The organism is Streptomyces fagopyri (assembly GCF_009498275.1).
Taxonomy (GTDB): domain Bacteria; phylum Actinomycetota; class Actinomycetes; order Streptomycetales; family Streptomycetaceae; genus Streptomyces; species Streptomyces fagopyri.
The window spans coordinates 517,851-537,549 of record NZ_CP045643.1 but is presented as its reverse complement, the minus strand read 5'-3'; the positions used below and the strand labels follow the sequence as shown (position 1 = coordinate 537,549).

Genomic DNA, 19,699 nt, shown 5'->3' with positions numbered 1-19,699 from the left:
GTTCACGGGCCCGTCAATCCTCCGTTCGGCGCGGAACACAGCCGGCCCCGAACCCAACTCGCGTACTGCTGAAGCCCGTCAGGAACGCTGGTCGTCGTGGATTCCGTATCCGGCTCGCCGCAACCGGCTCATTCATGAGGACACCGATCGCCGCCCGCCGGCGGACGAACGACACGCCCGGCCCCGCCAGGGCCAACGCCCACCGGCTGGGATCGTCCGGGGTCACCGGCCCGGATGCCGCCGAGGTCGAAGAGCGGGCCAACGCGTTCCTGCGAACCAACAGTATGCTGGTCGCACGGGAGAAGGGGGCGCGGGCGGCCGAACCGATCCGCCTCCGCGTGCTCCTCGTCGTCGCGCTGACACCGTGCTGCCGCCAATAGGATCTAATGGACTGGCACACGGGGGAGTGAGACGCAGATTCTCACCGGTCTCCAGCGCTGCTCCGGACCCGTGCGACCCTCAACTCTGGATGGTTGTGTATGGCTGCTCTCTCGCCCAGCCCCGATTCTGCCCGACCCGAGCGGAACAAGTCCGACGTGCCTGCCGCGCCGCAGCATCGTGATCTGTTCCTCCAGCCGCAGTACACGGTTGAGCTGCCGCCACTGAACGAGGACGAGGACACCTTCTCGCCGCCTCCGCCGTCCTCGGAGCGGCGCCGTGGAGCCATCCGGAGTCGCTGACCGCGGCGCGTCTCGCCAGGCCGTGACCGCTCGTCGATTCCACAGCCTGGGGCACGGCGTGTTGGACTGGCGGGCTGGGCGCGGCCACATGGATCCGGGGCCGTCCGTCAGTCGGCGTCGGTGAGGCAGCGGTGGCTGGAGGAGCTGCAGATCTTGGCGTGCGGCGGTATCTCGGGACCGTAGGAGCCCCACTCCACGAAGGTGACTGCGCGGTCCGGTTTCAGTACGGCTCTGGCCTGGTAGAGGACGCCTCGGTGGTCGTCGCCGGTGAGGCGGAACGGACCGGCGTCGTCGATGACGACGGCGAACGTGTAGTAGTACTGGTTGGGTGCGTCCTGTGACGGCAAGCGGTCGGTGAACCCGTGCAGCCGGCCGACCGCGCGCGGGGGCGTAGTCCGCACCGGTGGCGACGAGAGTGGCGGTGTCGTCGTCGTAGAGGCCGCAGGTGATCGAGTGCGCCCCCTGGAAGCTGTGGCCGAGGCAGTAGCTGTCGCCCGAGATCCACCCGAAGTGCCTGCTGCCCCCACGGCCCCGGTGGACGACCACCACCGCCTCCCGTGGCGGTCTGGGGTATTCACCGGGGAGGGCCGTGCTGTTGATCAGGTCGGCCAGGTAATGTCCGCCGGCCCGAGCCGTGCCGCCGCCCCCAGCGGACGGGCCGGCCCCGCGACCGCTGTCGGCGTCGCCGGAGACGACGAGCGGAGTGGGACGGTGCCAGGGCGGGAGCCCTGCCCGTGTTCCCCACTGGTACAAGCGGCGAGGGCGAGGAAGACCACGCCGCGTGCCGTCAGCCGTGCGACCCGTCCAGCCCCCATTGGTCCCCCCAGGTCGCCCACCCCGTGCCGGCAGTATGCGTCCTGTCCAGTCGCGCTCCGAGGCGGCGCCGGCGAGGGTGACCTGATGCCGGACACCGGCCTGTCACCCGCCGTCCGGCGGAGCATGAATGCGAGGATCAGGCGTCAGCCCCCGAACATGCGTCCACGCGGCCCTGATCGTGCCCGTGGGTTCGGCGTGGGGCGCGCGGTCGTGCTGGGCGGAACCCACCTGGGCGGAACCCACCTGGTCGGTGCTCAGCGTGGGGGCGGTCGGTGAATATGCCACCGGCTGGGCGCCGGTGCCCTGATGCCCGCCACGGCGGTCTCGACCGCGGGACGCGGCGCCAAGTGCTGAACTTCCTGTCACGCAAACGCGGTTGGTCCGGCGGGGTCGGGTCCTCAGGGGAGGGGCACGTTGATCTCCTGTTCGGCCCAGACGGTCTTGCCGGTGGGGGAGTGGCGGGTGCCTCGGCGACTGGACATCTGCCCGACGAGAAAGAGACCGCGGCCGCCCTCGTCCGTCGGACGGGCATGGCGCAGACGTGGGACGGAATCGCTGGTGTCGGTTACCTCGCACACCAGCACCTCGTGGCGGATGAGGCGAAGGGTGATGGGGCCGGCACCGTGTCGTACGGCGTTGGTGACCAGCTCGCTGACGATGAGTTCCGTGGTGGCGGTCAGCGCCTCCAGTCCCCATCCGGTCAGCTGTGTGGTGGCCAGGTTCCGGGCGTGCGCGACGACGACCGGATCGTTCGGCAGGTCCCAGGTGGCGATCTGTGACGGCATCAGCGCGTGCGGCCGGGCCAGGAGCAGGGTGGCGTCGTCCTCCAGCGCTCTGGCCGCCAGGGTGTCGAACGCGGCCGTGCAGAGCTCGTCCAAAGGTCGGTCCGGTCGTGCCAGGACGGCGCCCAGGCGGCTTATCCCGGCGTCGATGTCCTGGTCCCGGGTCTCCACGAGCCCGTCGGTGTAGAAGGCGACGACACAGCCCTCGGGCAGTTCCACCTCCACCGCCTCGAAGGACGCCTGCCCGACACCGAGCGGCAGACCGGCAGGGAGGTCGGGGATCGAGACCTGGCCCTCGGGCGAGATGACCACGGGCGGCGGGTGGCCCGCCCGCGCCATCGTGCAACGTCGCGTGGCCGGGTCGTACACGGCGTACAGGCAGGTGGCGCCCGACTCCGCGGCGGCGCGTTCCGGGATGCCGCCGTCCTCCACGTCGAGCCGCGAGATGGTGTCGTCGAGATGTGCCAGCAACTCGTCCGGGCACAGGTCCATGTTGGCGAGTGTGTGCACCGCGGCCCGCAGACGGCCCATGGTCGCCGCGGCGTTGATGCCGTGGCCGACCACATCGCCCACGACCAGGGCGACCCGGGCGCCGGAGAGCGGGATGACGTCGAACCAGTCGCCGCCCACGCCGTGTTGCGTGTCGGCGGGAACGTAGTGGGACGCCACGTCGACGGCCACCCCGCCGATGAGCCTGCCTGGCAGCAGGTTGCGCTGAAGGACGAGGGCCGCGGCGCGTTCGCGTACGTAGCGGCGGGCGTTCTCCAGGGACAGGGCTGCACGCGCGACGAGTTCCTCGGCCAACCGCAGGTCGTCCGCCTCGAAGGGCAGGGAGTCACCCACGCGGACGAAGACCGCCACGCCCAGCACCGCACCACGCGCGTGGATCGGCACGATCATCAGCGAGTGCATTCCGTACCTGCGTATCTTGTCCAGCCGTTCGTGGTCCCGGTCCAGCCAGGTGCCTCGCGAGGTGTCCAGCACAGGTTCGAGATGGGATTCGCCCGAGGCCAGGACCTCCGTGAACGGGGAAGGGGCCGGTACGGGCACGGTCTCGCCGCGTGACCAGAGCGACTCCGGAACGCCCTCGCGAATCGAGGCGACCCCCGCCCGACGGAACGCGGGGACGTGGCCGTTCGTCGAGCCGAGCCGGGCCAGGGAGTCCTCGCCCTGCGTGACGGACTCCGCCAGGTCCACGGTGACGTAGTCCGCGATGCGGGCCACGGCCAGGTCGGCGAGTTCCTGCCCGGTTCTCATCACCTCCAACGTGGTGCCGATCCGGGTGCTGGCCTCGCTGAGCACGGCCAGACGCTCGCGGGCCCGCTGCCGGTCCGTCACGTCGACGCTCATGGCGCATATCCCCAGGGTGCGCCCGTCGGCGTCGTCGAGACGGAAGAACGAGGTCGAGAACGCGTGTTCCTGCTGTGGTTTCGCCGGCATCCACGCGCGGTATTCGTGGTCGACCTGCGGCTTCCCGCTCTGCAGGACCAGCCGCATCACCGCCTCGACGGACTCGGCCTCGGGCCCCGGCAGCACCTCCGTCAGCCGGCGCCCGAGCCTCTTCTCGCGGGGGATGCCGTCCTGGAGAGCCAGCGCGTCATTGACCCAGGTGCACCGCAAGTCGGTGTCGCGCACGGCGATCCCGATCGGCGCCCCGGTGAGGAGCGCCCGCACCCCGGCCCCGTTCATCGGCCAGGAGGGAACTGCCGTCATCTCGGTCGCGGTGACCAGCCACCGCACTCCGCCGTCCCGCTCCGTGAGGGGGGAGACCCGCAGGTACACGTCCAGCGGGGTGCCGTCGCGGCGGTGGAGCCCGACGATCCCGGTCCAACCGTCCGCCCAGCGGCGGCGATCGGTGAAGGCGGGTGCTCTGAGGACCACTTCCGGGTCCACCAGGAGCCGCCCGGCGAACAGTCCGATCGCCTCGGCGGCCGGAAAGCCGCTGAGCCGCTCGGCCTCCCGGCCCCACGCGACGACCACGCCGTGCGCGTCCACCACCGCCGTGGCCGTGTCGACCGTGTGCCCGGCTTCTTGCCCGGCGTGCGGCATCGTGTCCCTGGCTCTGGCCATCGGCGCCGTCCTTCCTTCAGGGGGTCGACCGGGCGGCGGGATTCCCGTCGGCGAGGCGGTCTAGCCAATCCGCCAGGAGTGCGCGTTCGGACGGTGTCATCGCGGTGGTGCCGCTCCGGGACAACGCCTCGCGCAGGGACACGGCTCGGCATGCCACGTCCGCGCTCTCCTCCTCGACGGCGCTCGCGGTGGTGATCATTCGCAGTGCGTGTTCGCGGGCCGTCGTCGACAGGCTCGCATCCCGCTCGGAAGGAGGCGTGGCGATGAGGGACAGCACCACACCCAGGCCCATGGCGTGGACGAGTTGCGTGGCCCGCTCCACGCTCATACGAAGCCGCCCGGTCGCGGCCACCCGGGCAAGGGTCCGGCGGAGGATCGCGATGGTCTCGAGTCCGCCCGGTATTCCGCCGCGGTAGCGGCCTTCGCCGTACATCAGCACGTAGAACCCCGGGCGCGACAGACCGAATTCGACGTGCAGGTCCCAGGACCGGCGCAGGTCGTCGAGGGGTTCGTCGGTCTGGTCGAGGGCCTGTTTCTCGCGCAGATACTGCTCGAAACCGTACGCCGCGAGGGCGTCGAGCAGCCCGTCCTTGTCCCCGAACAGCCGGTACAGAGTCGGCGGCTGCACGCCGGCCGCCGCGCTGACGGCGCGCGTCGAAACGCCCGCACGTCCTTGAGAGCTCAGGAGCTCCGCGGCGGCGCGCAGAACCCGTTGCTGGGTACGTACGGCCCGATCTTGCATCTGTCCAATTTATCACTGTTGTGATATTTTCACGTAACGTTGATAAGCCCCTGGCCTCGGGTGACGGCAACGTCGGGCGGGTCTCGGTGAACTGCCGGTCCCACGCGACGGCGCGGGACCGGCGGGGTGGCGCGGGAGCCGGGAATCAGGAGGCCTGACGGACCTTCCAGGAGCCGGTGCCCGGGCCGCGGTCGCTGTAGTGGCTGGTGGACACGTCGTACTTGGCGCCGCCCTGCCGGCTGGACAGGCCGTTGACGTCGAGGAACCCGCCGTTCGCGGAGCCGTAGTCGTTGAGCAGGTTCACGACGTCGTCGGTGCGGAGGTGGCCGTCGGAGGGGGAGGGCGCCTTGCCGAAGATGTGCCACTTGCTGGTGCCCCGGCCGCGGTTCCCGTCGGCCGTGGTCGACACGTCGAACTTGGCGCCGGAGCGGGCGGAGCGCCCGTTGGTGTCCAGGCAGGTGCCACTGGAGTACTGGTTGACGAGGTGGACGACGTCGCCGCTGGTGACGCGGCTCCCGTCGGCCTTGCCGGTGGCCGAGACGACCTTCCAGGCCGAGGTCTTGGGGCCGCGGCTGTTGGGGGTCTGGTCGGTGCTCACGTCGTACGCGGCGCCATGCTGACCGGACAGGCCGTTGGTGTCCAGGTAGCCACTGTCTCCCAGGTACTGGTTCCGCAGCAGGATCTTGCTGCCGTAGGTCGGCTCGTGCGGGACCGTGGAACCCGCCGCCGCGGTCGGAGCGGTGAACGTGAACGCCGTGCCGGTGGGCGCGGCCGCGGCCGCGAGGGCGGGCATGACGAAGCGGATACGTATGACTCTTCCTCTGTTGTCTACGACGGGCTGGAAAATCCGCCCAGCAATTACCCAGCGCAATTGTCAATTACGAAGCGTAGTAGCTGGGGATCTTGGGGTGATGGGACGCACCGCCCGCGGAAGGCGGTCGGAGGGCGGCCGGGCGCCTGCCGCGGAACGCGGGTTGGACAACGGCTGAGCTACCGCTCTCCGCTGCGCCATGACCGCCGGGGCGGACCTCTGTGCCCCGGCCGGCACCGGGCACGTCGATGTGCGCATGGACGGCATCCCGGACCGGGGGCGCGACGAGCCGGCGTGCGTGACGGATCCCCATGGCTACCCCGCGGCCGCCCTGCTGATGGGCTCACCTGGCCGCTTGGTCGCCACGCACCGTCACTGCCGACGACGACGAGACGAGGCCGTCCCGCCGGTTCGCGGGCCGTCGGTGAGCGGGAGACACCCGGCGGCTGTCGTCCCGGGCCGAAATCGCCGCCTACTCCGAGGTGTCCTTGATGACCCGGCTGCGTCCGCGGAACTCGGCGATGACGGTCTCGCCGCGCATGACGGTCACGTCGTAGATCCCGCTACGGCCGTACCGGGTGCGCTCGTGGGCGGTCGCGGTCAACACGTCACCCTCCTGGGCGGGAGCCGTGAAGGAGATGTCCGCGCCCGCGGCCACGGTCACCGGGCCGTAACTGTTGCAGGCGCACGCGAACGCCGTGTCGGCGAGGGTGAAGACGTAACCGCCGTGGGCGATGCCGTGGCCGTTGACCATCTCGGCGGTCACGGTCATGCGGACCACCGCCGACCCGCCCGCCGCCTCCAGCAGTTCCATGCCCAGACCACGGGAGGCGGGGTCGGCCTCGAACATCGCGCGTGCGGGATCAGTACGCGCAGTACGCTCACCAGGGGTCTCTGTCACAGGGGTACCTCCGGGGTGTCGCCGGGGTGCCGCCGGCGGTCGATTCGATGCGGTCGACGTGGCCTTCCACGCACGGGTGAGTCAGGACGGTCCGCGACCCTCGACAGGCGAATGAACGTGGCCGTCCGGGGGTCTGGCAACCGACAACACCATCTCCTCCTGAGCACAGAACACCGACGTCGAGGTAGTCGAGGTAATCGCCTCCGCCGGAACGCACACCGGCCCGGCGGCGACTCTACGGGGGACTGCGAACTCAGTGACGGGTGGTGTCGCCGGCCAGGCCCGAGCCGATGGTGGACCAGGCGATCGACCGGGCTGCCGGACGCGGCTCCCCGGCCGTGCGGGCCAGAGTCTGCCTGGACCCTGGCGCTGTCGCGTGGACCACGATGGTGTGACTCGCCCCGTTGGGTGGCTACTTGGGGAAAAGGCGCCCCGTAAAGGCAGTCGAGGGCGTCACGCAGGCCGGTCACCGTCGGGGCATCCGCGGTTCGGCCCGGCTCATGACGGAGCCCGATTCGCCCGCGGACACCTCGTCGATCGCCCTGAAGCCCAGGCGACCTGAACTGCCCTGTCGGTCCATGGGATGTGGGCAATTGCTCACGTTAGGCTGCTGTGCCGTGCAGAAGACGCGTCTCGACACTTCCCGGATCCGGGCAGCACGCCGGGTCATCGACCCGGTTTTCCTCGACACTCCGCTGTATCGCTGTGAGGCGCTGGAGCCCGGCCTCGGGTGCGAGGTGAGCATCAAGCTCGAAACGGCGAATCCGGTACGCAGTTTCAAGGCCCGCGGTACCGAGGTCGTCGCGAGTCTGCTCGCTGCGAATGGCTCGCGAGACGTGGTGTGCGCCAGCGCGGGCAACCTCGGCCAGGCGCTCGCTTGGTCCGGTCGCGGCCGGGGACTCGAGGTGACTGTCGTGGCGTCCCGCTTCGCGACCGCGGCCAAGCTCGACCGCATCCGCGCGCTGGGCGCCGGTCTGGAACTGGTGGACGGAGACCACGAGATGGCTCGCGAGCGGGCGGCGGCCATCGCGCGGTACGACGGCATCCGGCTGCTCGAAGACAGCCTGGACATCGAGACCTGCGAGGGCGCGGCGACCATAGGCCTGGAACTGGTCGACACCGTACCGTCGTTCGACACCGTCCTGATCGCTCTCGGCGGCGGTGCGCTGGCCACCGGCGTGGGTCATGTGGTGAAGGCCGCGGCACCCGAAGTCGAGGTGATCTGCGTCCAGCCGCTGGGCGCACCGGCGATGACACGCTCGTGGCGCGGGCGGCGCGTCGTCACCACCGACTCGACCGACACCATTGCCGACGGCGTCGCCGGCCGGCGTCCCATCCCGGCCGTCCTGCACGACCTCCTGGTCGTCGCTGACGACGCCGTCCTGGTTCGGGAGTCGTCGATCACCGCCGGTATGCGGATGCTCCTCGATCACGCCGGCCTCGTCGTCGAACCGTCGGCGGCGCTCGGCATCGCGGCGATCCTCGAAGACCGGGACCGCTTCGCCGGTCGACACGTGGCCACGATCGTGTGCGGAAGCAACGTCGACGTGGACGCCTATCGCCACTGGGTGGGTGTGGATCCCGTCCGCGGGCGTTGACGGCTACTCCCCGCCCGAGGAGTCGGGAGCGGCGCAACCCCCTCAACACCTCCCAGGAGGGCTGGTGCTCGGCGCGCACTCGCGCGCTCCGTGGATCGCGCGCTCCGTGGATCGCGCGGTTCGAGGTACCCGCCTTGGTGAACCTTCACTCTCGTCCCATTGACGATAAGTGGGATGCGGTGCCAGACTGACGAAGCGTCGATGTGCTGATGAGCGGCACTTTTTCAGCATTCAGTGTCCGCGTCGTCCCGGTTGATTCCGCCCGGGACCGCTGCCTTCACGCCCTTACCCGTCTGGTCCGTCATCCGCACGCCACAGCGCCTCATGGAGTTCGCATGGCTCATGCCCCGCAGCCCCGCCTGGACGCACGGGCCACCGACCGGGCCGCCGGTGTACTGCTCGGCGCGGCCGTGGGCGACGCGTTGGGCGTGCCCTACGAGTTCCAGGCGACGCTGCGCGAGGACCAGCGGCCGCGCATGATCGGTGGCGGCCTGGGGCCGTACGAGCCCGGCGAGTACTCCGACGACACCCAGATGCAGGTCTGCGTCGCCGAGGTCGCGGCCGACGGAGCGGATCTGCGGACGCCGGAGGCCCTTGACGCGATCGCCGTCAACTTCCAGGGCTGGCTCAGCGGTGGCGCCAGTGACGTCGGCTCCCAGACCCGCGCCGTCCTGGGCGCCGCGGGCGGCGCCTCCGCGGAACCGGGCGCGGCGATGCTGGCCGCCGCCGGCAGCTTCACCGCCGGCAACGACCGCAGCGCGGGGAACGGCTCGTTGATGCGCACCGGCGTGGTCGCCCTCGCCCACCTCGGCGACGTTGCCGAGATGGCCGAGGCCGCCATCGCCGTCAGCGCGCTCACCCACCCGGATCCGGACTGCGCCGATGCCTGTGTGCTGTGGTGCTCCGGTATCCGCACCGCGGTGCTGCACGGAACCTTCGACGGCGTGCGGGCCGGCCTGGACCTGATCCCCACCGAGCGTCGCGCGGTCTGGGCCGAGCGGCTGGACCAGGCGGAGGCCGATCCGCCGCATCATTTCGCCCACAACGGCTGGGTCGTTCACGCCCTTCAGGCCGCATGGTCGGCGATCACGCGCACGGCTGTCCCCGAGTCGAACCCCGCCGAACGCAGTTTCCCCGCGCAGCACTTCGGCCTCGCCCTGGAGGCGGCGGTGCGGGCCGGGACGGACACGGACACCGTCGCGGCGATCGCGGGCGCCCTTCTCGGCGCGCGCTGGGGGTGCTCCGGTATCCCGTTGGAGTGGCAGCGGGTTGTGCACGGTTGGCCCGGCCTCGCCGCAGCCGACCTGGTCCGACTGGCGGTGCGCACGGCCCGGGGCGGGGGTGACGACGCCCAGGGCTGGCCCTCGGCACCCCGTATGTCCGTCGGCGGCCATCGTGGCTTCGCCGTGCCCCACCCGCACGACCCCGGGGTGGTGCTCGGCAACCTGGCGCTGGCCCAGGGCGCCGGGCCGGTCCCTGTCGAAGCCGTGGTCTCGCTGTGCCGAACCGGCACGGATCCGATCCTGCAGGGCACCGACGTAGAACACATCCGCGTGTGGCTGGTGGACAGCCAGGGGGCGAACGCCAACCTTCACTACGTCCTGGATCAGGCCGCCCGCCACGTGCTGCGGTTGCGTCAGGAGGGCAAGCGGGTCCTGCTCCACTGCTTTGCCGGGCAGAGCCGCACCCCGGCCGTCGCCGCGGTCTACAGCCACCTGGCCACCGGCACCGAATCCCGGACGGCTCTGAACGACCTGCGCCGGGTGCTGACCAGTGGCTGGTATCTCGATGCCCACCCGCAGATGCGCGAGGCGGTGCACGAGCTGACCACCGGGCGCGCGGGAGGCTCGCAGCCGACCGGTCCGGGCGTCGCGGGAACTGATCCGACCACGGCCGGACCGGTCCTGGCCCACCGCGTCGCGCCGCGGGACCGGGACCGGGCGCCTGCCGAGCAGAGTGAGGAGGAACTGGACCTGGTTCCTGAGGAGGAGCCGGAGAGGCAAAGGGAGTTCCTGAACGAGAAGCGGGCGGCGTCGCGGGTGCGCGGGATGATGCTGGGCCTGGCGCTGGGAGACACACTGGGTGCGGCCCGGGGCGAACTGTCGGCGGACGGCCCGCTGCGAGCCGGGGTCAGCACCCAGTTGGCCTGCTTCACCGCCGAGGGCGCGATCCGTGCCGGCGTGCGCGGCAACCACAAGGGCATCTGCCATCCGCCGTCCGTGGTGTGGCACGCCTACTGCCGGTGGGCGGCCCTGCAGGGGATCGAGGTCGAGCGGATGCGGCGGCGCTGGGCCCACGGCGACAGGGCATGGCCGGACGGCTGGCTCGCCCAGGTGCCCGTGCTGGCACAGCGGCGCGGTTCGGCACCGGCGACCGTGACGGCCCTGTCGAAGACCGAGCACGGCAACTTGGGGATGTCTACGACGAGTCGGGGCTGTCACGCGCTCACCCGTACCCTTCCCGTCGCTGTTGTCGGAGCCGCGCAAGACCCCGCGCGGTCGGCCAAGTTGGCGCGAGAGGTCGCCGCGCTCACGCACGGCGACCCGGAGGCGCAGGCCGCGGCGGCCCATGCGGCCGTGCTGGTCAGCCATTGCCTGACCAGCGGTCCGCCGACGCGGGTGGACCGGCTCGGCGGGCAGTCGCAGGTGCGGCAAGCCCTGCTGGACGGTCTAGACGCCCTCCCTGACGCCGATCGCGGCCTGACCGCTGATGAAAGAGGCCGGCTTCGAGCGGCGTTGCGAGAGGCCGAGGAGCGGCCCGCGGACGCGGGACGCCTCGCAGGACTCGCGCCGGACGCCACCGCGCCCTCGGCCCTGCTCGGCGGCCTGTATGTGGCCGCCTCCTTCCCCGAACCGGCCCAGGTGCACGACGCGCTGCGCTTCGCCGCCATGGCGCCGGACGGTGACTCGGTCGCCTGTGTGACCGGCGCACTGCTCGGGGCGGTGCACGGCGTCGAGGCACTGCCCGTCGACCTGGTCAGCCGCCACGAACTGGCCTGGGTCGCCGACACTCTGGCCCGCGACCTCGTGGCCCAGTTCACCGACTCACCCGGCGGTGGCGAGTACCACGGTGGCTGGGACCCGTACTGGTTGGACCGTTACCCCGCGTGGTGACGCGCCGCCCGCCTCGACGACGTCGCCGGGGTCAGCCGGAGGGTGTCGAGGCGGCACCCGAAAGGTGTCTCCTGGGAACAGAGACGGCTTCCTGGCGGCGGAACCGGTGGGGTGGTGGGGTGAGGAGGTCGGCGTGCCGGCCGGTGAGGACCGTGTCGTGGGCCGTGTCGGCGCAGGCCAGGAGTCGCCATGAGCTCGGTGACCACGCGAACACGGCGTCCTGGCCGAACCGTCGGCCCAGAGACCGGGCCCGGGCGTCGTCCAGGCCGACGACGGCTGCGCTGATTTCCGCGTGGGTGCCGACCGGGTCGCCTCCGACGGCCGGCCACCACCGCAGTCCACGCAGACCGATGTTGTGCAGCAACTCATGCTGTGCTCGGAGATTGGCCCGCGCGGTGGTGTGGCGTCCGTGGGGATTGAAAGCGGTGACGATGTGGATCGTGTGCGCGCTGTCGAGCGGATACGGCAGACCCTCTACGCCGTCCAGAGGTCCCGGCGCAACACGAACGCTGTACGCGGGGAAGGCGATGTCCACGACCGCGCGCAGATAGTTCGGCCACTGCGTGGGCTCGGCGAAATGAGAAACGGCAGGCACAGGAGTCTCCTTCGAAAGGGGACCCCCTTACCGGCCGGCAGGGAGATCTGCGCGCCCGCTGACGCGGGACGACCTCAATTACCAGGTGTTGATCACCTGATGGACGTGATGTTGCCACACGGCTCCGCGCGAAGTCCAGAAGTCGTTCCCCAGAGAAGGGGCTTGCGTGCTGAACCCACCGCACGGTGCCGGGCGGCCGCCAACTGCACGACCGTAAGGGCGCCTTCGTCAGGACCGCTCACTGGTGACCCGAGTCATGGGCCGCGCTCACGATGAGGTCCGTGACCGCCTGGGGTTGGGAGATCAAGGACACGTGCGAGGCGTTGATCTCCACCGTCTTGCGCGCGTGCGCGCGCTTGGCCTCGAAGCGCTCGAGGTTCGGGTTGATGGCCCGGTCCTGCGTGCCGACGAGTACGTAGACCGGCTTGTCCCGCCAGGCCGCCGCGGTGAGCTTGTCGGTGAACGCCGACTGTGCGATCGGGCGCTGCGTCGCCGCCATCACGGACGCCTGCTGCCGCGAGAGGTCCTGCGCGAAGGTCGCGTGGAGCTTCGAGGGCTGGATGTACAGGTCCGTGCCCGTGGTGCCGTCGCCGTTGCGGAACGGGACCTGTCTGAGCGCCTTGGCGAGCGGTGCGGCCGGGAACTTGGCGGAGAGGCCGGCGAACGACTCACCCTTGTCGGGCATGATCGCGTTGACGTACACGAGTGCCTTGACGTTGTCGAGCCCCGACGCCGCCTGCGAGATCACCTCGCCGCCGTAGGAGTGTCCGACGAGGACGACCGGCCCCTTGATGGTCTTCAGGAGACTGTTCAAGTACGTCGAGTCCTGCGGTAGGCCGCGCAGCGTATTGGGCGGAGCGATGACCTGATAACCGTCCTGCTGCAAGCGCTGTACCACTCCGTTCCAGCTGGACCCGTCGGCGAAGGCCCCGTGCACGAGTACCACGGTCGGCTTCTGCCCACCCGGCGCCCTGCCGAGATCGTCCGCGGCGTGAGCCGGCACCAGGGTCAGGGCGGAGAGCACAGCCGCTCCGAGGACGAGTCTGCCCACACCTGAGGTGAAGATCGCAGAGGTGGCCATGTGCTTCCACTTCCTCGGCGTGCAAGGCGCGCTCGGCCTTGGCGGCGAGCGAACGAGCGGAGTAGGGATCGTGCGCCGTGGACGGCGCCGACCGTGGTCGCCGCGTTCGTGTGTCGCGACGGCGCATACGGCCGGCTGCGTTGTGCTCGCGTGAAAGCGCTCGCGTGAATGCGCACGCGGGAAAGGAACACGCGGGGAAATCGCCGGTCCGCGCCCTGCCGTATGTCGCGTATATCAAGGGTCGCATGTCTGCGCATCTCGTGCATCCGGTGTCGTGTTGGAGATCGGCATCGGGCGGTCCTGCCGCTCGACGGGCCGGCACCGTTGAAACGCGGATCTCCGGCGGAGGCGGAGGGTGTGGATCCTGATGACCGGTGTCACCGCAAGCACATCTCGAACAAGAGGGCAAATGGGTGAATTGCGGGCCCTCTGGTGCGGTCATATCGTCGAACCATGGCTATTACAACGACGAGTCCCGTGACAGGTGAGGTCCTCAGGAGGTTCGACGAACTGACTCCTGAGGAACTGGAGGACAAGCTCGCCCGGGCGGCGGCCGCGGCCGCCTCGTACCGGTTGACGAGCGTCGAGGAACGGGCGGGATGGCTGCAACACGCGGCCGAACGCCTGGAGAAGGAGATCGAGAGCGTCAGCCAGATGATCACCACGGAGATGGGGAAGACCTTCCGTGCGGCTGAGGAGGAAGTGGTCAAGTGCGTGCACGGGCTGCGGTTCTACGCCACCCAGGGGCCCGTGTTCCTGCGGGACATGGAGGGTGACGCCGGTCGCGTGCACGCGAAGCAGACGTTCGTCTCGTACCAGCCGATCGGTGTGGTACTCGCGGTGATGCCCTGGAACCTGCCGTTGTGGCAGGCCATGCGGTTCGCGGCGCCCGCTCTGATGGCGGGGAACGTGGGCCTGCTCAAGCACGCCTCGAACGTCCCACAGTGTGCCTTGTACCTGGAGGAACTCTTCCGTGACGCGGGCTTCCCGGACGACGTGTTCCAGACTCTGCTGATCTCGGCGGGGAGGGTGGAGCAGGTGCTGCGCGACCCGAGGGTGGCGGCCGCGACCCTGACGGGCAGCGAACCGGCGGGACGGTCGGTGGCCACCATCGCCGGCGACGAGATCAAGAAGGTGGTTCTCGAACTCGGCGGGTCCGACCCGTTCATCGTGATGCCGTCCACGAACCTGGAGCGGGCCACCGATGTCGCGGTCAGGGCACGGTGTCTGAACAACGGTCAGTCCTGTATCAACGGCAAGCGGTTCTTCGTTCACCAGGACATCGGCGACGCGTTCATCGAGATGTTCGTCGCGAAAATGGGCGCGTTGGTGGTGGGCGACCCGATGGACGCGGGCACGGACGTCGGTCCGCTGGCCACCGAGTCCGGCCGGCGGGATGTGGAGTCCTACGTCGACGACGCCGTCGGCAAGGGCGCGACGGTGCTGCTGGGCGGCCAACGCCCGGACGGGCCCGGTTGGTTCTACCCGCCCACTGTGCTGACCGACGTCACCCCGGAGATGCGGATGTATCACGAGGAGGTCTTCGGTCCCGTGGCACAGGTGTGGACGGTCCCCTCCCTGGAGGAGGCCCTCCACGAGGCCAACGGGCACCCCTACGGGCTCGGGTCGAACCTGTGGAGCGAGGACGAGGCCGAACGTGAACTGTTCGTCCGCGACGTGCAGTCGGGCATGGCCTTCATCAACGGCAACACGACCAGTTATCCCGAAATCCCCTTCGGCGGTGTCAAGCGCAGTGGCTACGGACGCGAACTGTCCGACCTCGGCATGCGGGAGTTCATGAACGCCAAGACCGTCTGGATCGGCCAGGACGCCTGAACCCGTGCGTACCGCGCGGCAGTCGACACCACTGGCACGCGCGCATAGGCTCCCGCGGCGCGCGCCGCCGACCGAGTGCTTGGAGGCGCGACGATGAGCGGAGCGAACCGGAAGCCGGCGTCCGGACAGGGAGAGCCCGTGGTCGCGGTACTCGGGACGGGCACCATGGGGAAGGCCATGGCGCGCAACATCGCCGCCGCGGGACTGGGCCTGCGCGCGTGGAATCGCAACCGCGCCGCCGCCGAACCGCTGGCCGACGCCGGCGCCGAGGTGTGCGACACGCCCGCCGAAGCCTGCCGCGGCGCCGACGTCGTACTGACCGCGCTCGCGAACGAGAAGGTGGTCGCAGGCGTGATGGACCAGGCCCGTGACGTCCTGGACGGCCACCCGGTGTGGGTGCAGACGTGCACGGTCTCCCCGGAAGGGGGCCGTCATCTCGCGGAACAGGCGGCCCGGTTGAACGTCCCGTATGTCGAGGCCCCCCTCCTCGGCACCAAGGAACCGGCCGTGGCCGGCACTTTGACCGTGCTGGCGGCCTCTCCCCAGCAGGAGGCACGCGAAGAGGTGCGACCGGTCCTGGACGCGGTGGGCGCACGCACCGTGTGGCTCGACGAGGTCGGTCAACCGAGCAGCCTCAAACTCGCCTACAACGCCTGGGTCCTGACGACGGTGGAGGGTATCGCGGAGTCGCTCACTCTCGCCGACACCCTCGGAGTGGACCCGCGCCTGGTCATCGACGTCATCGACGGCAGCGGCCTCAACAGCCCGTACGTGCAGAGCAAGGGTCCGAAGATGATCGACGACGACCTCGACACCCCCTCGTTCCCTCTCGAAGCGGCGGCCAAGGACGCCGGCCTGATCACCGACACCGCCCGTGCCGCCGGCCTGCATCTGGGCATCGCGGAGGTCGTGTGCGAACGTCTTCACCGCGCCGCCGACGACGGACTCGGGCGCGCGGACGTCGCCGCGACCTACCGCACATCTCGCCAGGCCGCGTCCTGACCGGATACTTCCTCGGCGCCTGCCGCGTGCCGCGTGCCGCGTGCCGCGTGCCGCGTGCCGCGTGCCGCGTGCCGCGTGCCGCGTGCGGACAAGGGCGTCCGCGAGCGGTCCGGGACCTCACACTCGACCGGCCCCCGGACGACTGACCCTCCCGACACACATGACCGCCTTACCGGCTGGGGGCCAGGTTCTGAAGGCCGACGACCCGCAGCAGTTCGAGCCGTTCGTACGTAGGCGTGCCGGGTCGGGCGGAGTGCACGATGAGCTGCTGACTGTGGCCGTCGCTGAGCAGCACCTCGCAGTCGAGGTCGAGGACACCGACGACCGGATGCACGAACCGCTTCGGCGACGGGCGGCGCACCACGACATCGTGCTCCGCCCACAGCGCCTCGAACTCCCTCGACCTGGAGCGGAGTTCGGAAAGGAGAGCGGCCGGGCCCGGGTCGTCGGGGCGGGCCGTGGTGACCGTCCGCAGGCTTGCCACATGGGCGCGGCCGTGCTGCTCGTGATTTTCGGGCGGGGCCAGATTTCGAGTGCCGGGCTCCATGAACCAGCGGCGAATGAGATTCGCCCCGGCGTGGTCTCCGGTCAGAGCCACCGCCATCGTGTTCTGCGCGAGCACCTCGCCCCAGTCGCTCAGCACCGACGCCGGAAGGTCGTGCAGCCGGTCCAGGATCAGCAGCAGCCCCGGGCGGACGTGGTCCGAGGAGCCGCCGGGCCGGGGCGGTTCCTCGCCCGCGAGGTGGAACAGGTGGTCGCGCTCGACGTCCGTGAGCCGCAGGGCGCGGGCGAGCGCGGTGAGCATCTGCCGCGAGGGGTGGGAGCCGCGGCGCTGTTCGAGGCGCGTGTAGTAGTCCGTGGACATCCCGGCGAGCTGCGCCACCTCCTCGCGGCGCAGACCCGGGGTACGGCGTCGCGGGCCGGCGTTCAGGCCCACGTCGGAGGGGGTCAGGCGGGCACGGGCGCGGCGCAGGTAGTCGGCGAGTCCGGTTCGGTCCATGAACCCAGGATCCTCCGGGTCCGGACGTGTATCCAGGGAGAGCCGGTCCCTGGATAACCGCGTCTCTCCCGCCACCGCCGTCGTTCGCGCACGCTTCGGACATGGCTACGACGACGAGGAGGCGGCCATGCTGATATTGGTGACAGGAGCGACGGGCCAGGTCGGGCGGCGGTTCGTGCCGAGGCTGCTGCAGAGCGCGGCGCCCGGTGACGAGGTGCGGGTCCTGGTACGGGACGCGGCGCGCGGCGGGACGTTCGCCGGGCTCGGCGCCCAGGTGGTGGTCGGCGATCTGCGTGACGCGGAGGTGCTCGGCAAGGCGACGGCCGGCGCGGACGCGGTGGTGAACGTCGCCGCCGCGTTCCGCGGGGTGCCGGACGACGAGGCGCGGGCGGTCAACCGGGACGCGGCCGTCGAGCTCGGGCGGGCCGCCGTGGCCTCCGGTGTGCGGCGGTTCGTGCAGGTCAGCACCGGACTCGTGTACGGCGCGGGGCGGGGCAGGGCGCTGGTCGAGAGCGACGAGACGATACCGGGAGCACATCTCTGGGGCGCCTACCCCGAGTCCAAGTGGGAGGCGGAGCGTGCGCTCGGGGACTTGGAGGGGCTCGACGACCTCCGCATCGGACGGTTGCCGTTCGTGTACGGCGACGGAGATCCGCACCTGGTCGATGTGATGGAGTGGGCGCCGAACTGGCCCGCCATGCAGCGCCTGCACATGGGCCACCACGTGGATGTCGCGCAGGGCCTCACGCGGCTGCTGTACTCACCCGGGGCGCACGGCGTCTACAACATCGCCGACGAGGCCCCCGTGACCACGGTCGACCTCTTCGACCTCCACGGTCTGCCGGTGCCGCAGGAGGCGTACGACAAGGAAGCCGCCGACCCGTGGCACAGCGTGATGTCGACGACCCGCATCCGGCACGAACTGGGCTACCGCCCACTGGTCCCGTCGGTGTGGACGGCGCGGGAGGCGGGGTTGCTGTGATCGGGGCCGCGGAACGGAGGTGAAGGCCGCACCCGGTCGGTTCCGCGATGATGGACGGAGGACCCCTGCAGTACCCCTCCGCACGGAGGACGCAGGGCGGGGCAGTCGCCTGACCGGGCCCCTGGGAGCGGCGGCCCACCAGCTTCCACGGCGATGAAGCGGCACGTTGGCCCGTTGGCCCGTTGGCCCGTTGGCCCGTTGGCCCGTTGGCCCGGTGTCCCGCTGTCCCGGCTGATCCAGGCCGTCCGCGAGCATCGGGTGGTAAGCACGAGCTGAAGGGCTTCGGCTCGCGGGGCTTTCGTGAACCTGCTCGTTCGCGCCCACATCCAGCATCCAGTACCGCCCAGAAATGGCCGACGGCTGTCTCGTCGGTACGTGGCCAACCACGGATGGCTGACCGACGGTACGCAGCACGTTCAGCGGCTCAGCCCCGCGTGGCTTCTTGCCCCTGAGGCCGCGACCGGCGCGGCGAGGCCCGTTCTGCCGCTCGGCGGTGCGTTTGGTGTCGCCCGAAAACCCTTTGCCACCCGGTCCGCCGCTTGGTGGGATGCAGGGGCTTCGACGGCGGGAGGGAACAGCTTGGCGGTGTTCGGGTGTGCGGGCTGCGGTGCGGTCCTCACCACGGCGGTGTCCGAGGTTGCGTTGCCGATCCACCTGGCCGACACCCACTGGGAGACGTTGCACCCGCCCCTGCTGGAGGCAGGGTCCTACGCCGTCGACCCCGCGCCGTACGGGCCGCCGTGGCGGCAGTGGGACGAGGTCGGGGCGTGCGAGGCGGCGGAGCGGGGGCGTTTCGCGCCGTGCGGGGCACTGTCCGACGGGGCGTCAGGCACCATCCTCCTCGCGCCCGGCGACATGCGCGGCACCGGGCTGATCATCGAGCGGGCCGCGGGCTACTGCAGGGGAATCGACGGGAGGGACGGGCCGAACCTCGCCTGTCTGGGCTGCGATCTGCCGGTCGGGACCAGGATGGACGACTGCGGGTGCTGGCAGGTCGTCCGGCTCGTCCCGCAGGCGGTGGTACGGCTGCCCGGCCCACCGGAGCGACCGGTCATGGAATGGGCGGAGCTGCTGGCCACCGGCGCGCTGTGGCACCGGCTGCGCGAATACCGGGACATCCCGGCGGGCGTGGCTCTCGCCCAGGTGGTGGTGGCCGCAGGGGGCGCGCCGGTCGAGGTAGTGTCCGGGCCGGTCGCGGAGCTCCTCGGCCGGTCCCTCGGCGCGCTGCTGCCCGTCGGCGAAGATGCGAAGCGGCTGGACCTGGCAGGACCGGGGTTCGGCGAGCCGGCCAGTGACCTTGTGCTGGTGCCGGTCCACCCGCAGACCGGAGACATGTGGCAGCCGCGTTCCGGGGCGGTGCCGGTACCCATGGATGCCGCGCTCTGGGCCGAGCTGGCCTTCCCGCCGCACCGGACCAGGCTGCCGGCAGTAGGCGGGCTGCCGGCAGGGGTGGAGCGGGACGACCCACTGCCGCCGCATCCGTGGTACCCGTTCCAGCCCTCCAGGGCGGCGTTCCGGTACACGCTCGCGCGGATGCCCGCCGTCAAGGAGCCGCGCCTGCGGGCGATCTACGATCGAGGGTGCTGATCCGTCAGAGGTGGTGGGGACCCGGACCGTGGGTTCGACGTGGACGGCAAAGTCGCGAACCGAGCCGCAGATTCGTGGTCGAAGCCGCGCACATAGACCCCGG

General features: G+C 70.7%; 15 protein-coding genes. 7 read left to right on the top strand and 8 right to left on the bottom strand.

Annotated elements, in window-relative coordinates:
- The first annotated feature begins 134 nt into the window (after window positions 1-134).
- Window positions 135-380, top strand: coding sequence for a hypothetical protein (locus GFH48_RS02285; protein ID WP_153286616.1), 246 nt, complete (start codon window positions 135-137; stop codon window positions 378-380).
- Window positions 381-787: 407 nt separating this feature from the next.
- On the opposite strand, the gene GFH48_RS02280 is transcribed toward GFH48_RS02285, so the two are convergent.
- From GFH48_RS02280 to paaI, 5 genes are all read right to left on the bottom strand, one after another.
- Window positions 788-1,081 carry a hypothetical protein gene (locus GFH48_RS02280; protein ID WP_153286615.1) on the bottom strand — a complete coding sequence of 98 codons (294 nt, stop codon included), beginning with the start codon at window positions 1,079-1,081 and terminating at the stop codon, window positions 788-790.
- An 813-nt stretch (window positions 1,082-1,894) separates the two neighbouring features.
- Window positions 1,895-4,348 (bottom strand): SpoIIE family protein phosphatase, encoded by a 2,454-nt coding sequence (locus tag GFH48_RS02275; protein ID WP_153286614.1) that lies wholly within the window; start codon window positions 4,346-4,348, stop codon window positions 1,895-1,897.
- Between the two features lie 16 nt (window positions 4,349-4,364).
- The gene (locus tag GFH48_RS02270; RefSeq protein WP_153286613.1) at window positions 4,365-5,090 is read right to left on the bottom strand and encodes a TetR/AcrR family transcriptional regulator; all 726 of its coding nucleotides are present in this window, start codon (window positions 5,088-5,090) and stop codon (window positions 4,365-4,367) included.
- 145 nt (window positions 5,091-5,235) lie between these two features.
- A complete protein-coding gene (locus GFH48_RS02265; RefSeq protein WP_153286612.1) occupies window positions 5,236-5,883 on the bottom strand; it encodes a hypothetical protein in 648 nt (215 codons plus the stop codon).
- Window positions 5,884-6,373: 490 nt separating this feature from the next.
- A complete protein-coding gene (gene paaI / locus GFH48_RS02260; RefSeq protein ID WP_153286611.1) occupies window positions 6,374-6,751 on the bottom strand; it encodes a hydroxyphenylacetyl-CoA thioesterase PaaI in 378 nt (125 codons plus the stop codon).
- 668 nt (window positions 6,752-7,419) lie between these two features.
- Between paaI and GFH48_RS02255 the strand changes: the two genes are divergently transcribed.
- Both GFH48_RS02255 and GFH48_RS02250 read left to right on the top strand, forming a co-directional pair.
- Window positions 7,420-8,400, top strand: coding sequence for a threonine ammonia-lyase (locus GFH48_RS02255; RefSeq protein WP_153292682.1), 981 nt, complete (start codon window positions 7,420-7,422; stop codon window positions 8,398-8,400).
- A 335-nt stretch (window positions 8,401-8,735) separates the two neighbouring features.
- Window positions 8,736-11,513, top strand: coding sequence for an ADP-ribosylglycohydrolase family protein (locus tag GFH48_RS02250; protein ID WP_153286610.1), 2,778 nt, complete (start codon window positions 8,736-8,738; stop codon window positions 11,511-11,513).
- A gap of 31 nt (window positions 11,514-11,544) precedes the next feature.
- Here the strand turns inward: GFH48_RS02250 and GFH48_RS02245 are convergent, their stop codons facing one another.
- Together GFH48_RS02245 and GFH48_RS02240 are read right to left on the bottom strand one after the other, a co-directional pair.
- The gene (locus GFH48_RS02245; protein ID WP_153286609.1) at window positions 11,545-12,108 is read right to left on the bottom strand and encodes a DUF3293 domain-containing protein; all 564 of its coding nucleotides are present in this window, start codon (window positions 12,106-12,108) and stop codon (window positions 11,545-11,547) included.
- A gap of 238 nt (window positions 12,109-12,346) precedes the next feature.
- The gene (locus GFH48_RS02240) at window positions 12,347-13,189 is read right to left on the bottom strand and encodes an alpha/beta fold hydrolase (protein WP_153286608.1); all 843 of its coding nucleotides are present in this window, start codon (window positions 13,187-13,189) and stop codon (window positions 12,347-12,349) included.
- Window positions 13,190-13,642: 453 nt separating this feature from the next.
- On the opposite strand from GFH48_RS02240, the gene GFH48_RS02235 reads away from it, so the two are divergent.
- Both GFH48_RS02235 and GFH48_RS02230 read left to right on the top strand, forming a co-directional pair.
- Window positions 13,643-15,025: an NADP-dependent succinic semialdehyde dehydrogenase gene (locus GFH48_RS02235; RefSeq protein ID WP_153286607.1), complete on the top strand. Its 1,383-nt coding sequence runs from the start codon at window positions 13,643-13,645 to the stop codon at window positions 15,023-15,025.
- 93 nt (window positions 15,026-15,118) lie between these two features.
- The gene (locus GFH48_RS02230) at window positions 15,119-16,027 is read left to right on the top strand and encodes an NAD(P)-dependent oxidoreductase (RefSeq protein ID WP_153286606.1); all 909 of its coding nucleotides are present in this window, start codon (window positions 15,119-15,121) and stop codon (window positions 16,025-16,027) included.
- 169 nt (window positions 16,028-16,196) lie between these two features.
- Here GFH48_RS02230 and GFH48_RS02220 read toward each other — a convergent pair whose 3' ends face one another.
- Window positions 16,197-17,027 (bottom strand): helix-turn-helix transcriptional regulator, encoded by an 831-nt coding sequence (locus tag GFH48_RS02220; RefSeq protein ID WP_153286604.1) that lies wholly within the window; start codon window positions 17,025-17,027, stop codon window positions 16,197-16,199.
- A 127-nt stretch (window positions 17,028-17,154) separates the two neighbouring features.
- On the opposite strand from GFH48_RS02220, the gene GFH48_RS02215 reads away from it, so the two are divergent.
- On the top strand, window positions 17,155-18,009 hold the full coding sequence (locus GFH48_RS02215; protein ID WP_153286603.1) for an NAD-dependent epimerase/dehydratase family protein: 855 nt from the start codon (window positions 17,155-17,157) through the stop codon (window positions 18,007-18,009).
- Window positions 18,010-18,651: 642 nt separating this feature from the next.
- The gene (locus GFH48_RS02210; protein ID WP_322746973.1) at window positions 18,652-19,596 is read left to right on the top strand and encodes a hypothetical protein; all 945 of its coding nucleotides are present in this window, start codon (window positions 18,652-18,654) and stop codon (window positions 19,594-19,596) included.
- Window positions 19,597-19,699 lie beyond the last annotated feature (103 nt).

Coding starts and splice junctions, on each gene's coding strand:
- GFH48_RS02285 (WP_153286616.1), top strand. CDS start 135: ATGAGGACACCGATCGCCGCCCGCCGGCGGACGAACGACACGCCCGGC.
- GFH48_RS02275 (WP_153286614.1), bottom strand. CDS start 4,348: ATGGCCAGAGCCAGGGACACGATGCCGCACGCCGGGCAAGAAGCCGGG.
- GFH48_RS02270 (WP_153286613.1), bottom strand. CDS start 5,090: ATGCAAGATCGGGCCGTACGTACCCAGCAACGGGTTCTGCGCGCCGCC.
- GFH48_RS02265 (WP_153286612.1), bottom strand. CDS start 5,883: ATGCCCGCCCTCGCGGCCGCGGCCGCGCCCACCGGCACGGCGTTCACG.
- paaI (WP_153286611.1), bottom strand. CDS start 6,751: ATGTTCGAGGCCGACCCCGCCTCCCGTGGTCTGGGCATGGAACTGCTG.
- GFH48_RS02250 (WP_153286610.1), top strand. CDS start 8,736: ATGGCTCATGCCCCGCAGCCCCGCCTGGACGCACGGGCCACCGACCGG.
- GFH48_RS02240 (WP_153286608.1), bottom strand. CDS start 13,189: ATGGCCACCTCTGCGATCTTCACCTCAGGTGTGGGCAGACTCGTCCTC.
- GFH48_RS02235 (WP_153286607.1), top strand. CDS start 13,643: ATGGCTATTACAACGACGAGTCCCGTGACAGGTGAGGTCCTCAGGAGG.
- GFH48_RS02230 (WP_153286606.1), top strand. CDS start 15,119: ATGAGCGGAGCGAACCGGAAGCCGGCGTCCGGACAGGGAGAGCCCGTG.
- GFH48_RS02220 (WP_153286604.1), bottom strand. CDS start 17,027: ATGGACCGAACCGGACTCGCCGACTACCTGCGCCGCGCCCGTGCCCGC.
- GFH48_RS02215 (WP_153286603.1), top strand. CDS start 17,155: ATGCTGATATTGGTGACAGGAGCGACGGGCCAGGTCGGGCGGCGGTTC.